Source organism: Telluria sp. ZT3P26, from assembly GCF_059686035.1.
In genome coordinates this window covers 1,048,679-1,062,554 of the sequence record NZ_JCASII010000001.1, presented here as the reverse complement: position 1 = coordinate 1,062,554, position 13,876 = coordinate 1,048,679, and the positions used below count along the sequence as shown (strand labels likewise).

Below are 13,876 nucleotides of genomic sequence, written 5' to 3'. Positions count from 1 at the left end.
GGTGCGGCTGTCAATACGGAACAGCCACTTTCCCGAGCCTGCTACCATGACCCTCCCGCTGACATCACTCTTTACCTCGTGCGCCGCCGCCCTGCTGCTGGCCGCCTGCACCAGCCCTGCGCCTGACGGCGCGAACACCGCGAGCGTGCGCGAGGAACGCACGACGCCGATCGGCACCTACCTGCCCCGCAAGAAAGGCCAGACCGCCAACAATGCCGGCACGGTCAGCGACATCGAGCGCGAGAACATGCGCAATTCCGGTGTCGGCACGGGCGCGATGACGCAGCACTGACGCGCATCCCCGAAAAGAAAACGGCGCCGAGGGCGCCGTTTTCTTTTGCCAATCAAGCCGCAATCACATGATCTTGGTGCCGATCCACCAGGCCACGGCCGCCATGAAGGCCGACGCCGGGATCGTGAAGATCCACGCCCACACGATATTGCCCGCGACGCCCCAGCGCACGGCCGAGGTCTTGCGCGCGGCGCCCACGCCGACGATGGCGCCGGTGATCGTGTGCGTCGTCGATACCGGAATGCCGAACGCGCTCGAGAGCAGCAGCGTCACCGCGCCGCCGGTTTCAGCGCAGAAACCGCCGACCGGCTTGAGCTTGGTGATCTTCTGGCCCATGGTCTTGACGATGCGCCAGCCGCCGAACAGCGTGCCGAACGCGATCGCCGCATAGCACGAGATGATGACCCAGGCCGGTGGATATTCGGCCGTCGCGCTGGTATATCCCGCTGCGATCAGCAGCATCCAGATGATGCCCATCGTCTTTTGCGCGTCGTTACCGCCGTGGCCCAGCGAATACGCCGCCGCCGAGACCAGCTGCAGCTTGCGGAACAGGCCGTCGACTTTTCTGGGCGTGGACTTCACGAAGATCCAGGCCACCATCAGCATGATGATCGAGCCCAGCGCAAAGCCCAGCAGTGGTGCGACGACAATGAACGCCACGGTCTTGATCAGGCCACCCGAGATCAGCGAACCGGTGCCCGCTTTGGCCACGGCCGCGCCCACCAGGCCGCCGATCAGTGCGTGCGACGACGAAGAGGGAATGCCGTAATACCAGGTGATGACGTTCCACGAAATCGCCCCGACCAGGGCGCCGAAGATCACGTAATGGTCGACCACGTGCGGGTCGATCGTGCCCTTGCCGATGGTTTGGGCAACCTTCATGTTGACCACGAAGATCGCGATGAAGTTGAAGAATGCCGCCATTGCGACGGCGTGCTGGGGTTTCAGGACCCCGGTCGAGACCACGGTGGCAATCGAGTTTGCCGAATCGTGAAAACCGTTCATGAAGTCGAATACCAGTGCCAGGAGCACGAGCATTCCCAGCACGTAAATGCTGATGTTGAGATTATCCATGGTTATGCAGGTCTGCGACGCTTACGCGTTCTCGACGATGATGCCTTCGATGATGTTGGCCACGTCTTCGCAGCGATCGGTAACCGTCTCGAGGATCTCGTAGATGGCCTTCATCTTGATCAGGTTACGCACGTCCGGCTCGTCGCGGAACAGCTTGGACATCGCGGCGCGCATCACGTGATCGGCGTCCGATTCCAGGCGGTCGATCTCTTCGCACAGCGCGACGATCTTGGCGGCGTTGTCCATATTGTGCAGCAGCGAGACGGCTTCCTCGACCTTCAGGCAGCAGGCCAGGCACAGCTCGGCCAGGCGTTTGGCTTCCGGCGTCACGGCTTGCAGGTCGTACAGCGAAATCGTCTGGGCCGCGTCTTCCATCATGTCCAGGATGTCGTCCATGCGCGTGATCAGCTTGTGGATGTCGTCGCGGTCGATCGGCGTGATGAAGCTCTTGTGCAGCAGGTCGACCGTGGCATAGGTGATCTTGTCAGCCTGCTTTTCGATCGTCTCGATCGCATGGGTGCGGGTTTCGAGGTCGTCGAAGTTGGTCATCAGGCTGACCATTTCCTGCGCCCCTTTGACGCACAATGCGGCGTGCTGATTGAAAAGATCGAAAAACTTGCCCTCGGTGGGCATGAAACGTCCAAACATAGATTCTCCGTATTGACTCTCTGGGATTACGCGGTCGCGCCGAAAATGCGGCCACGCGTAAAGGCGGCCATTAAAACATCAATGGCCGCCTTGGTGTTACTACAAATGGTTATTTAGTCACCCTGATACACAGACAGGTTACCGCTGTAATTGCCGAACTTGGTGTACTGGCCGATCCAGGTCAGGCGGATTGCGCCGATCGGACCGTTACGCTGCTTGCCGATGATGATCTCGGCGGTGCCCTTGTCGGGCGAATCCGGGTTGTAGACCTCGTCGCGGTACAGGAAGATGATGACGTCGGCATCCTGCTCGATTGCGCCGGATTCGCGCAAGTCGGACATCACGGGGCGCTTGTTCGGCCGTTGCTCCAGCGAGCGGTTCAGCTGCGACAGCGCCACCACCGGACACTGCAGCTCTTTGGCCAGGCCCTTGAGCGAACGTGAAATTTCCGAGATTTCTGCAGTGCGGTTATCGCCCGGCTGGCTGCCCTGCATCAGCTGCAGGTAGTCGACGATGATCAGGCCGAGCTTGCCGCACTGGCGCGCCAGGCGCCGCGCGCGCGCGCGCATCTCGATCGGGTTCAGCGCCGGGGTTTCGTCGATGTACAGCTGGGCGTCGTTCATCTTCTGGATGGCGTGCGTCAGGCGCGGCCAATCCTCGTCGTTCAGGCGGCCGGTACGCAGGCGGTGCTGGTCGAGCTGGCCGACCGAACCCAGCATACGCATCGCCAGCTGGGTGCCGCCCATCTCCATCGAGAAGATCGCGACCGGCAGGCCGGCTTCGATCGCAACGTTCTCGCCGATATTGACCGAGAACGCGGTCTTGCCCATCGACGGACGGCCGGCGACGATGACGAGGTCGCCCGGCTGCAGGCCGGATGTCATGCGGTCAAGGTCGATGAAGCCCGTCGGCACGCCGGTGATTTCACCCTGGTTCTCGCGGCTGTAGAGCTCATCGATGCGCTCGACGACCTGCGTGAGCAGCGGCTGGATCGGATTCCAGCCCTGCTGGCCGCGTGAGCCGGATTCGGCAATGGCAAAGATCTTGGACTCGGCTTCGTCGAGCATCTGCTTGACTTCCTTGCCCTGCGGGTTGAACGCATTGCCCGAGATTTCATCGGCCACGGTGATCAGCTTGCGCAGGATGCCGCGGTCGCGCACGATCTCGGCGTAGCGCCGGATATTGGCGGCGGACGGCGTGTTCTGCGCCATCGCGTTCAGGTATTGCAGGCCACCGACATCATCGGCCTTGCCGAGCTGGTTGCAGGCTTCGTAGACGGTGATGACGTCGGCCGGTTTGCCGCCGTTGATCAGGCGCACCATCTGTTCGAAGATGATGCGGTGGTCGTAGCGGTAGAAGTCTTCCGCGTTCATGAAGTCGGCGATACGGTCCCATGCGGCGTTATCGCGCAGCAGGCCGCCAATGACGGATTGCTCGGCTTCGATGGAGTGCGGGGGGATGCGCAGGGCGTCGAGTTGCGGATCTGGAGATGCTGCATTCATGGGCGGGATTATACCTTTTCCGGTCCTGCGACTGGCAATAATGGAAAGCCGAAAAGCAAAAAAGCCGGGCGAACCCGGCTTTTTCAGAACTGCGTGCTCAGCACATGTACAGCGTGTGCTTAGGCAGCTTCGCCCACAACAGCGACGGTGATTTCCGACACGACGTCGGTGTGCAGAGCGACTGCAACCGGGAATTCGCCGGTGGTTTTCAGCGGGCCGGTTGGCATGCGCACTTGCGACTTCTCGACAGCGAAACCTTGCTTGGTCAGCGCTTCGGCGATGTCGAAGTTGGTGACCGAACCGAACAGACGGCCATCAACGCCGGCCTTCTGGCCGATGGTGACGGTCATGCCGCTCAGCTTGTCGCCTTCGGCCTGGGCAGCCGACAGCTTTTCAGCTGCTGCTTTTTCGAGTTCAGCGCGCTTGGCTTCGAACTCGGCGACGGCGCCGGCGGTAGCGCGGCGTGCCATCTTTTGTGGGATCAGGAAGTTACGTGCGTAACCGTCCTTGACCTTGACGACGTCGCCCAGGTTGCCGACGTTGACTACTTTTTCCAACAGAATGATTTGCATAGTGATCTCCAGATGTCTGACTGTCGTGACCGACGATTAACCGTGGTGCAGGTCGGTGTACGGCAGCAGCGCAAGGTAGCGTGCGCGCTTGATCGCGGTGTCGACCTGACGCTGGTAGTGCGCCTTGGTGCCGGTCAGACGTGCTGGCATGATCTTGCCGTTTTCCTGGACGAAGTCCTTCAGGGTGTCGACGTCCTTGTAGTCCACCTGCTCAACGCCAGCGGCGGTGAAGCGGCAGAATTTCTTGCGCTTGAACAGCGGGTTTTGCTGTTTGCGCTTCTCTTTGAGTTTCGCTTTGTTTTTGTCGAACTTTTTACCGAATGCCATTTGAGGCTCCTGTATCTAAATTGCCGGGTTAAGCGGCACTGAAATCAATGATGTGAAACACCAGGGCTTTGCTGTTGCGATTTTTCCGTGCAAGAAATCCGTTGAACCTGTAGCTGGCGCCCAATTCGGCGCTGGCGAACCTGCCCGAAATCTCGCCCGCGGCGAACGCGGGGACTTCGAACGCGACCGACCTTTCGACCCCGGCCTCTTCCTGCTGCGATTCGTGCATCAGGACGGCTGAAACGATTGGCACACCGGCCGGGGTGTAACGCAGTACGTCGCGCTCGGCGATGGTCGCCATGAGCTGGAGGTGGTTTGCGCTGTGCACCCGGTATTACTGGTTACTACGAATAACTGGGGAAAACTTAAGCAGCAGCAGGCGCTGGCGCAGCGGCTGGAGCGGCTGCTGGCGCAGCGGCTTCGGCACGGTGGCTCTTGGCTGCGTCTTCGCGCTGCACCGATTTCATCATCGGCGACGGTGCGGTTTCAGCTTTTTTCAGCTTGACGGTCAGGTGACGCAGAACCGCATCATTGAACTTGAATGCAGTTTCCAGCTCGACCAGGGTCTCGTTGTCGCATTCGATGTTCAGGCAGATGTAGTGTGCTTTTGGCAGCTTCTGGATCTGGTATGCCATCTGGCGGCGGCCCCAGTCTTCAACGCGATGGATGTTACCGCCGCGGCTGGTCACCGTGGTCTTGTAACGCTCGATCATCGCCGGGACTTGTTCGCTCTGGTCCGGATGGACGATAAACACGATTTCATAATGACGCATGCATTACTCCTTGAGGACGTTTAACAAATGCCCACCTCGGCGTCAAGACGAGTGTGGGAAGGGAAAGCCGGCAATTATAACCCGGATATCGGCAGCTTGGAAAGCCCAATGACGCATCGCAGGCGCGAGCTGGCGAGTTCCCGGCAGTCTGACTCGACAATTCCACGGTTTTGGCGCATGTTTGTACGCTGAATCGGGATTTTGACGATATTTTTTGCGTTTCCTCTTGCGCGCGGGAGAATACTGTACAAAAATACAGGTTACACACATAACCGGTTGCTGTAACACATTTATGCTAAAGCTCACTGCACGGCAAGAACAGATCCTGAACCTGATCAAGGAAGCGATCGAGAACACCGGTTTCCCTCCGACCCGGGCTGAAATCGCTTCCGAACTGGGTTTCCGCTCGGCCAACGCGGCTGAAGAACATCTGCAAGCACTGGCGCGCAAGGGCGCCATCGAAATTTCGCCGGGCACATCGCGCGGCATCCGCCTGATCGGCGCGAGCGTCGAATCAGTTCCGATGCCGCCGCCGTCGTTCATGTCGCTGCCGCTGGTGGGGCGCGTTGCTGCAGGTAATCCGATCCTGGCGCAAGAGCATGTCGAAGCCACCTACAACGTCGATACCGCCATGTTCGCGGCGCGCCCCGATTTCCTGCTGAAGGTCAAAGGCTGGTCGATGCGCGATGCCGGCATCATGGATGGCGACTTTTTGGCGGTCAAGAAAATCGACAGCGCCAAGAACGGCCAGATCGTCGTTGCACGCCTGGGCGACGAAGTCACGGTCAAGCGCTATCGCAAGACGGGCGACCTGGTGGAACTGCTGCCAGAGAACCCCGACTTCAACATCATTTCAGTCTCGCCGGACGAAGAGTTCGCACTCGAAGGCCTGGCTGTTGGCCTGATGCGTAGCTGGAACTGATGTAACGGCGCCGGCTTCTTCCTGCCGGCGCCTGTCCTTTCCTGCGCTGCCCTGCCCTGCCTACTTCGACGCCTTCTTCACGACCGCATTGTGCTGGCTGACAAACGCCTCGGTCGCACTGCGCCACGCTGCAAAATCCGCCAGGATCATCTTTGAATTGACCTTCGCGCCTTCCGCGATATTCTGCCGCACCTGCTCCAGATAGGCTGCCGAAGCATCCGCTTCCTGTTTGTTCATCAGCTTGGCGATATCGGCGGGAATCTTCTTCGTCAGCGGCGACTGCGCGTTCAGGTTCGTGACCATCTTGTTGTAGCAATCCTGCCAGCCCGTCACCAGCTTGTTGACGCGATCGATCTCGTCGTTCACCTTCGACACGGCCGGGATGCGCGGCGACGGGCAGCGGTATTCGCCCGACTGCAGCTCGGCCCCGTCATAGCCCTTGATCCAGTAATCGATCTCGGCGCGCTTGGTCACGCGCTGTTCCATCACGACCAGCGATTCTGCCGCGACCTTATTGCCCTTGGCCGCCGACTTCTCGAACAATGCTTTCGCTGCCGCCTCATCGACAGCGCCCGCTTCGCCATACCAGTACATCTGGCCCAGTTGCTGCTGCGCCTGCGCATTGCCGGCATTGGCCAGCTTGGTGTACAGCTTGAGCGCGCCCGCGTAATCCTTCTTTTCGAACAGCGCGTTGGCGTCTTCCAGCTCGCCCGCACAGGCGGCGCTGGCGATGCTCAGGGACAGGGACATGGAAAGGCAGAGCAGGAAACGTTTCATGGGCACCCAAAAATGACAAGCTGACGATGGCGCATCATAGCCCCCTTTTACAGCGCGACTCAACCGTAAAAATGACTAGGCCGGCATTGCGCCGGCCTTCTTTGCATCGCTTTACGTCACGCGGTAACGTCGCGCGGTACGCCGCGCTTACGCGTCCAGCGCCTGGCGGAAGTCTTCAACCAGGTCATCGGTGTCCTCGATGCCCACCGACACGCGGATCAGCGACTCGGCAATGCCCATGCTGGCGCGGCGCTCGGCGCCCATCTCGAAGAAGATGGTGTGCGCGACCGGAATGACCAGCGTGCGGTTGTCGCCCAGGTTCGACGCGGGAATCGCCAGCTGCAGGCGGTTGAGGTAATCGAACGGGTCGATATCCTCGCGCAGCTCGAAGCTGAGCAGTGAACCACCGGCGCGGAACAGCGACGTGACGATACCGTGCTGCGGATGCGAGGCCAGGCCCGGGTAGTGGACCTTCGCCACGCGCTCATCCGCCTCGAGCATCGTTGCCAGCGCCAGAGCATTGGCACAGGTGCGGGTCATGCGCAGCGCCAGCGTCTCGGCGCCAACGGCAATGTGATGCGCTGCCTCCGGTCCGAGCGAGGCGCCGAAGTCGCGCAGCGCTTTCGCGCGCAGCTGCGCCATGCCCTGCGCCTGCGCCGGCTGCTTGCGGAAATTCGGCGCGATGTTCGGGTACGCGCTCCAGTCGAACAGGCCGGTATCGGTCAGCGCGCCGCCCAGCGCAATGCCGTGGCCGCCAATCGACTTGGTCAGCGAATTGACCACGAGACCGGCGCCCACGCTCTTCGGGCGGAACAGCCAGGGCGAGGTCATCGTGTTGTCGACCACGTACAGGATGCCCCGCGCACGGCACAGCTCGCCGATGCGGGCCAGGTCCGCCACTTGCGTGCGCGGATTGGCGATCGTCTCGACAAACACCATGCGCGTGTTCGGCGTCAAGGCTGCCTCGACCTGCGCCACATCGGTTGCATCGACAAAGGCGACATCGACGCCCTGCCCTGCCACCGTCTGCCACAGGCTGTTGGTATTACCAAACAGGAAGCTCGACGAAACGATGGCGTCGCCCGCCTTCAGCAGCGCCTGGAACAGCGCGCCGATGGCGGCCATGCCGGTGCCGAAGCACAGCGTGGCGACGCCATCCTCCATCTTGCTGACCTTGTCCTCGAGCGCGCTGATGGTCGGATTGCCCTGGCGACCATAACGGAAGCCCGGCTCCTTGCCCTGGAACACGGATGCCAGCTGACGCGCATCCGTGTAGCCGAACGCGACCGAGGTGTGGATCGGCTTGTGCAGCGAACCGTGCTCGATCGGCTTGTGCCGGTCGTTGTGCAGGATCGTGGTGGTAAAGCCGTAGGATTTTTTCTCGCTCATGCTTACTCGGCGGCGACGGCGGGGTTCAGATTCAGTTGGGTACGGACCTGGTCTTCATCCTTGGCAGCAGGATTGTGACGCGCGGTTTCCTGGCGATCCAGGTATTCCGGCGTCACGTCGCCCGTCACGTAGATGCCGTCGAAGCACGACGCCTCGAAGTTCTTCAGTGCCGGATTGACGTCCGAAATCGAGCGCTTGAGGGCGTCGATGTCCTGATAGATGACGCGGTCGGCCGTGATCTCGCGGCAGACTTCTTCGGTCGTGCGGCCGTAGGCGATCAGCTCGTCGCGGGTCGGCATGTCGATGCCGTACACGTTCGGGTACAGCACCGGTGGCGCAGCCGAGGCGAAGTACACCTTGCGCGCGCCGGCTTCACGGGCCATCTGCACGATCTCGCGACTGGTGGTGCCGCGCACGATCGAATCGTCGACCAGCAGCACGTTCTTGTCCTTGAATTCGGAAATGATCGCGTTGAGCTTCTGGCGTACCGATTTCTTGCGCATGCCCTGGCCCGGCATGATGAAGGTGCGGCCGATGTAGCGGTTCTTGATGAAGCCTTCGCGGTATTCGACACCCAGCTTCAGCGCCAGCTGGATGGCGGCCGGACGCGACGAATCGGGAATCGGCATGACGACGTCGATATCTTCGACCGGGATTTCACTGAGCACCTTGTCGGCCAGGTATTCACCCATGCGCAGGCGCGTGGCGTAGACCGAGGCGCCGTCGATCACCGAGTCCGGACGGGCCAGGTAGACGAATTCGAACGCGCATGGATTGAGCGATGGATTTTCGGCGCATTGGCGCTCGGACAGCTTGCCGTCGTTGGTGATGAAGACCGCTTCGCCCGGCGCAATGTCGCGCACGAAACGGAAGCCCAGGCCTTCGAGGGCGACCGACTCGCTGGCCACCAGGTATTCGTTGCCGTTTTCGGTTTCGTTCACGCCCAGGCACAGCGGACGGATGCCGAACGGATCGCGGAAGGCCAGCATGCCATGGCCGGCGATCTGTGCTACGACCGCGTAGGCACCACGCACGCGGCGGTGCACGACAGCGACCGCCTTGAAGATCGCCTCGGCGTCGAGCGAGAAGCCATCGGCCGCTTCCTGGATTTCATGGGCCAGCACGTTGAGCAGCACCTCGGAATCGGAATCGGTATTGATGTGGCGGCGGTCGTTGCGGAACAGCTCATCCCGGAGCTGGGCCTGGTTGGTCAGGTTGCCGTTGTGCGCCAGCGTGATGCCGAACGGCGCGTTGACGTAGAACGGCTGCGCCTCTTCTTCGCTCGACGAACCTGCGGTCGGGTAACGGCAGTGGCCGATCCCGGTGTTGCCCTGCAGCGAACGCATGTTCCGGGTACGGAAAACGTCACGTACCAGGCCGTTGGCCTTGAACATGGAGAACATGCTGCTGTGATTGGTCGCAATGCCCGCAGCGTCCTGGCCGCGGTGCTGCAGCAGCAGCAATGCATCGTACAGAAGCTGGTTGACGGGAGAGTGCGAAACGACGCCGACGATGCCACACATGAGGTGCTCCTAAAAGCTTGGGTGCAAAATGACAGAAAACTGCGAAAACTACGACTACTGGTTCAGTAATTAATATGCTCCGCGAAGGCAGCGGGCAAGAATGGTTTGACGGTGCGCGCGCCGGTCTCGGCAATGGGTGACAACAGCGCATCGCGCCAGAATGCCTGCTGCGGAATCGCCGTCATCCCGCACAATATGACGCCGGCCAGCACAATCACAATGCCCCGCGCCAGGCCGAACAGGCCGCCCAGGCCCCGGTCCGCCAGCGACAGGCCGGTGGCGGCAACCACCGCGCCGATCGCCATCGACAGCAGACCCATCAGGATTCGCACGCCCAGGAACAGCGCGATGAAGGCCGCCATCAGGCGCGCCGTGCCGCCCGGGATGACTTCGGGCAGCAAGGGCGCGAGCTGGGCGCCGTAGACATTGGCCACCACGAAGGCGACCACCCAGCCCACCAGCGACAGGATTTCCTTTACCAGGCCGCGCAGCGTGCTGATCACGACGGACGCGATCAGCACGAACAGCACCAGGTAATCGAAAATCGTCACGCGGCAGCGAGGATCAGAGCGGCACCATCGTGCCGGACAGACCGATGCCGCCCAGTTTGGCGCGCACTTTCTCTGCTTCTTCCTTGCTGAACGGGCCGACCCGTACGCGGATCAGCTCGCCAGACTTCTGGGTGAACGAGGCAACACCAGCAGCGCGCAGGCGGCTTTGCAATTCGGTGACTTTTTCCTGGCTGGCCAGCGCGGCAACCTGCACCACGAAGCGTGGGGCCGGGCCTTCGGCCTTGACCGTTTTCGGCTCGGGCTTGTCAGCGGGCTTGTCTTCGAGGATGGCGATGGCGCGGGCGGCGTCGTCCGGACGGGCCGGCTTGGCGACGTGCTCGGCTTTCGGATGCGACTCGGCCTCTTTCGACTCGGCGACCTTGACCGGCTTTTTCTCGGGCTCGGGCTTGCGCTCGGTCTTGACCGGCTCGGGCTTCGTCACCGGCTTGGCTTCAGGTTCTGCCTTTGGCTTGGCTTCAGGCTTCGGCTTGACGGTCTCGACCGGCTTGGCTGGCTCGAGCATGCGCATTGGCGGCACCTCGCTGGCCACTGGCGCTGCCGCCACGGCGACCGGCGGCGTGCGCGTGCCTGCAGGCGGCGAAGGGACCGGCTCGATGATCTCTTCGTCGCTGTCGACGCTGGCCGTTGGCGCAACCTGCTCGGACGGCACCGGCAGCGGCGCAGCCTTGTCTTTATCAGGGATATGGATCGCGATGTCGGTGGCCAGCGGCTTGGGCTCGGAATCGAGCAGCATCGGCAGGGCCACGACGGCGGCCAGGACCAGCGCAATGGCGCCAACCAGGCGGCGGCGCGCGCGTTTTTTCTCGGGCAGGATCGGATCGCCACGGCTCGAGCGGCGACCGCCCTCACCGGCCGAGCTGGCGCGCTTGGAGCGTGCGCGCTCGGTGTAGGCGGCCTCGTCGTCCTTGACGAAGTGACCGCTGTCGCGAACAGTTTCTTGCTTGTTTTTAGTGCCGAACGAGAACAAGCCCATGCGATTGAGGTATCAGTGTAGTGAGGATTTACGGGCCGCCATCACGCCGGCAACCGTGTAGAACGAACCAAAGACCACAATTCTATCATTCTCCTCAACCCGGCTCAGTGCATTCGCGTAAGCCTCGGCGGGTGAATCGAAGGTGGTGACCGAAAAATCGTCGGCTTTCGCGCCCGCTGGCTTCAATTCGGCGATCTTGTCAGCCAGCGCCGCAGGGTCGGCCGAGCGCGGCGAATCCAGGCGCGTGACGCACCAGTGATCAATGACCGAGGCCATCGGCGCGATGACGGCGTCGATGTCCTTGTCGTCCATGATGCCGAACACCGCGTAGGTAAAGCGGTGGAAGCCCATATTGCCGAGATTCTGCGCGAGCGTCGCGGCGGCGTGCGGATTGTGGGCGACGTCGAGCACCTGGGTCGGGCGCCCGGCCAGCACCTGGAAGCGCCCCGGCAGCTCGACCATTGCGAGGCCGGCGCGGGTTTCCTGGGCGCCGCACGGCAAGGTCATGCGCAGCGCCTCGAGAGCGGCCAGCGCGGCGGACGCATTAAGCAACTGGTTGGCGCCGCGCAGGGCCGGATAGGCCAGCGAGTTGCGGCGCCCGGTGCGGCCGGCAAAGCTCCACTGCTGCTGGTCGCCCTGGTAATTGAAGTCGCGGCCCAGCAGCCAGAGGTCAGCGCCGATGCTGGTTGCGTGGTCGATCAGCGACTGGGGCGGCACCGGGTCGCTGCAGATCGCCGTTTTGCCGGCGCGGAAGATGCCGGCTTTCTCAAAACCGATTTTTTCGCGCGTATCGCCCAGATAGGCCGTGTGGTCGATGTCGATGCTGGTGACAATGGACACGTCGGCATCGATCACGTTGACGGCGTCGAGACGCCCGCCCAGGCCGACTTCGAGGATGGCAACGTCGATCTCGCTGGTCGACAGCAGGTGCGCGATGGCCAGCGTGGTGAATTCGAAGTACGTGAGGTCGGTATCCCCGCGCGCGGCTTCGACGGCGTTGAATGCGGCGATCAGGACATCATCGGAGGCCATCTCGCCATTGATACGGGCGCGCTCGTTGAAGTCGAGGAAGTGCGGCTTGATGTAGAGGCCGACGCGGTATCCGGACTGCAGCAGGACCGACTCGAGCATCGCGCAGGTCGAGCCCTTGCCGTTGGTGCCGGCCACCATGATCACGGGACACGAGAACGCCAGCTGCAGGCGTTCCTTGACGGCGCGGACGCGGTCCAGGCCCATGTCGATATGGGTTTCGGCGTGACGCGATTCGAGCAGCGCCAGCCAGTCGGGCAAGGTAGTCGGTAGTGGGGACATGGTGCTCAGAAAAGAGGATATCGGCGGGCGATGCGGGGAATGTGAAAGGCGACCGCGAGGGCCGCCGTCTGGCATGCCCGCGCCGGTCGCCCCTGGCGATCATGTTCGCGGGTTGCCCTCGCGGTGGCCTTCGGATCGATCAGGCCAGGACTTCGGTCGCCTGGTTTTGCAGCAGGGCCAGCAGGCGCGCGATTTCTTCACGCATCTTGCGACGGTCGACGATCATGTCGACAGCGCCCTTCTGGACCAGGAACTCGGCGCGCTGGAAGCCTTCCGGCAATTTCTCACGGACCGTGTTCTCGATGACGCGCGGGCCGGCAAAGCCGATCAGGGCTTTCGGCTCGGCAATGACGACGTCGCCCATGAAGGCGAACGAGGCCGAGACACCGCCCATCGTCGGGTCAGTCAGCACGCTGATGAACGGCAGCTTCTTCTCGGACAGCTTGGTCAGCATCGCGGTGGTCTTGGCCATCTGCATCAGCGACAGCAAACCTTCCTGCATGCGCGCGCCGCCAGTGGCGGTGATGCAAATGAACGGCACCTTCTGCTCGAGCGCAACTTGCGCGCCGCGCACGAAGCGCTCACCAACCACCGAGCCCATCGAGCCACCCATGAATTCGAATTCAAAGCAGGCGACGACCACCGGCAAGCTCATGATCGAGCCACCCTGGACGATCAGCGCATCGGTCTCACCGGTGGCTTCCATCGCCGCCTTGAGGCGGTCAGGATACTTCTTGCTGTCCTTGAACTTCAGGGTATCGACTGGCAAGGTCTCCTGGCCAATGTCGTAGCGACCGCCTTCATCGAGCAGCGAATCCAGACGCGCGCGGGCGCGGATGCGCATGTGATGCGAGCACTTCGGGCACACGTGCAGGTTGGACTCGATATCCGCCCGGTACAGCACCGACTCGCACGACGGGCACTTGACCCAGAGGCCCTCGGGCATGGTCTTGCGGTTAGCGGCATCGGAGCGCTGGATCCGAGGGGGCAGCAATTTTTCCAACCAACTCATATTCTCTCCTTTGCGGCAAATCTTACAGTGGGGCGTAGTGTAGCCGCTCGGAGGCAGCTTGTCGAATCGTAGCAAGCCATCAATATTGCCATCGAAGCATCACCTACCCCACCCAGCCCGCGCCCCACATCAACCACCACCAACAATGAGGGTCAGAGTCGAATTGTTTGACAACTTTCGATAATTTCCCAATAAATAGCACCGATCCT

The 13,876-nt window shown here is 61.9% G+C and carries 16 protein-coding genes; 2 read left to right on the top strand and 14 right to left on the bottom strand.

The genetic code is table 11. From position 1 onward, the window contains the following. Positions 1–46 precede the first annotated feature (46 nt). Positions 47–292 carry a hypothetical protein gene (locus AC56LN_RS04640; protein ID WP_499570170.1) on the top strand — a complete coding sequence of 82 codons (246 nt, stop codon included), beginning with the start codon at positions 47–49 and terminating at the stop codon, positions 290–292. 63 nt (positions 293–355) lie between these two features. Here AC56LN_RS04640 and AC56LN_RS04635 read toward each other — a convergent pair whose 3' ends face one another. The 7 genes from AC56LN_RS04635 to rpsF form a co-directional block, all read right to left on the bottom strand. Next, entirely contained in the window at positions 356–1,366 is a 1,011-nt protein-coding gene (locus AC56LN_RS04635) for an inorganic phosphate transporter (RefSeq protein ID WP_482899635.1), read from the bottom strand. A gap of 21 nt (positions 1,367–1,387) precedes the next feature. Beyond that, entirely contained in the window at positions 1,388–2,014 is a 627-nt protein-coding gene (locus AC56LN_RS04630) for a DUF47 domain-containing protein (protein WP_332531558.1), read from the bottom strand. Between the two features lie 113 nt (positions 2,015–2,127). Beyond that, positions 2,128–3,516, bottom strand: a complete 1,389-nt coding sequence (locus tag AC56LN_RS04625; RefSeq protein ID WP_183555512.1) for a replicative DNA helicase — start codon at positions 3,514–3,516, stop codon at positions 2,128–2,130. Between the two features lie 119 nt (positions 3,517–3,635). Then, entirely contained in the window at positions 3,636–4,088 is a 453-nt protein-coding gene (gene rplI / locus AC56LN_RS04620; protein WP_482899636.1) for a 50S ribosomal protein L9, read from the bottom strand. Between the two features lie 36 nt (positions 4,089–4,124). After that, complete coding sequence (gene rpsR / locus AC56LN_RS04615) at positions 4,125–4,415, bottom strand: 30S ribosomal protein S18 (protein ID WP_183555514.1); 291 nt, start codon at positions 4,413–4,415, stop codon at positions 4,125–4,127. Between the two features lie 28 nt (positions 4,416–4,443). Continuing rightward, on the bottom strand, positions 4,444–4,743 hold the full coding sequence (gene priB / locus AC56LN_RS04610) for a primosomal replication protein N (RefSeq protein WP_343025176.1): 300 nt from the start codon (positions 4,741–4,743) through the stop codon (positions 4,444–4,446). Positions 4,744–4,780: 37 nt separating this feature from the next. Next, complete coding sequence (gene rpsF, locus AC56LN_RS04605; protein WP_183555516.1) at positions 4,781–5,188, bottom strand: 30S ribosomal protein S6; 408 nt, start codon at positions 5,186–5,188, stop codon at positions 4,781–4,783. Positions 5,189–5,480: 292 nt separating this feature from the next. Here rpsF and lexA point away from each other — a divergent pair, with 292 nt between their 5' ends. Then, on the top strand, positions 5,481–6,110 hold the full coding sequence (gene lexA, locus AC56LN_RS04600) for a transcriptional repressor LexA (protein WP_499570169.1): 630 nt from the start codon (positions 5,481–5,483) through the stop codon (positions 6,108–6,110). Between the two features lie 60 nt (positions 6,111–6,170). Here the strand turns inward: lexA and AC56LN_RS04595 are convergent, their stop codons facing one another. The 7 genes from AC56LN_RS04595 to accD all read right to left on the bottom strand — a co-directional run bounded on the left by AC56LN_RS04595 (position 6,171) and on the right by accD (position 13,667). Continuing rightward, entirely contained in the window at positions 6,171–6,860 is a 690-nt protein-coding gene (locus AC56LN_RS04595) for a tetratricopeptide repeat protein (protein WP_499570168.1), read from the bottom strand. Positions 6,861–7,034: 174 nt separating this feature from the next. Beyond that, a complete protein-coding gene (locus AC56LN_RS04590) occupies positions 7,035–8,276 on the bottom strand; it encodes a cystathionine gamma-synthase family protein (RefSeq protein ID WP_499570167.1) in 1,242 nt (413 codons plus the stop codon). Between the two features lie 2 nt (positions 8,277–8,278). Continuing rightward, positions 8,279–9,799: an amidophosphoribosyltransferase gene (purF, locus tag AC56LN_RS04585; protein WP_499570166.1), complete on the bottom strand. Its 1,521-nt coding sequence runs from the start codon at positions 9,797–9,799 to the stop codon at positions 8,279–8,281. Positions 9,800–9,861: 62 nt separating this feature from the next. Next, positions 9,862–10,350, bottom strand: a complete 489-nt coding sequence (locus AC56LN_RS04580) for a CvpA family protein (RefSeq protein WP_499570165.1) — start codon at positions 10,348–10,350, stop codon at positions 9,862–9,864. Between the two features lie 13 nt (positions 10,351–10,363). Then, entirely contained in the window at positions 10,364–11,344 is a 981-nt protein-coding gene (locus tag AC56LN_RS04575) for an SPOR domain-containing protein (protein ID WP_499570164.1), read from the bottom strand. 12 nt (positions 11,345–11,356) lie between these two features. Beyond that, a complete protein-coding gene (folC, locus tag AC56LN_RS04570) occupies positions 11,357–12,655 on the bottom strand; it encodes a bifunctional tetrahydrofolate synthase/dihydrofolate synthase (RefSeq protein ID WP_499570163.1) in 1,299 nt (432 codons plus the stop codon). Between the two features lie 139 nt (positions 12,656–12,794). Continuing rightward, a complete protein-coding gene (gene accD / locus AC56LN_RS04565; protein WP_183555523.1) occupies positions 12,795–13,667 on the bottom strand; it encodes an acetyl-CoA carboxylase, carboxyltransferase subunit beta in 873 nt (290 codons plus the stop codon). Positions 13,668–13,876: the final 209 nt, after the last annotated feature.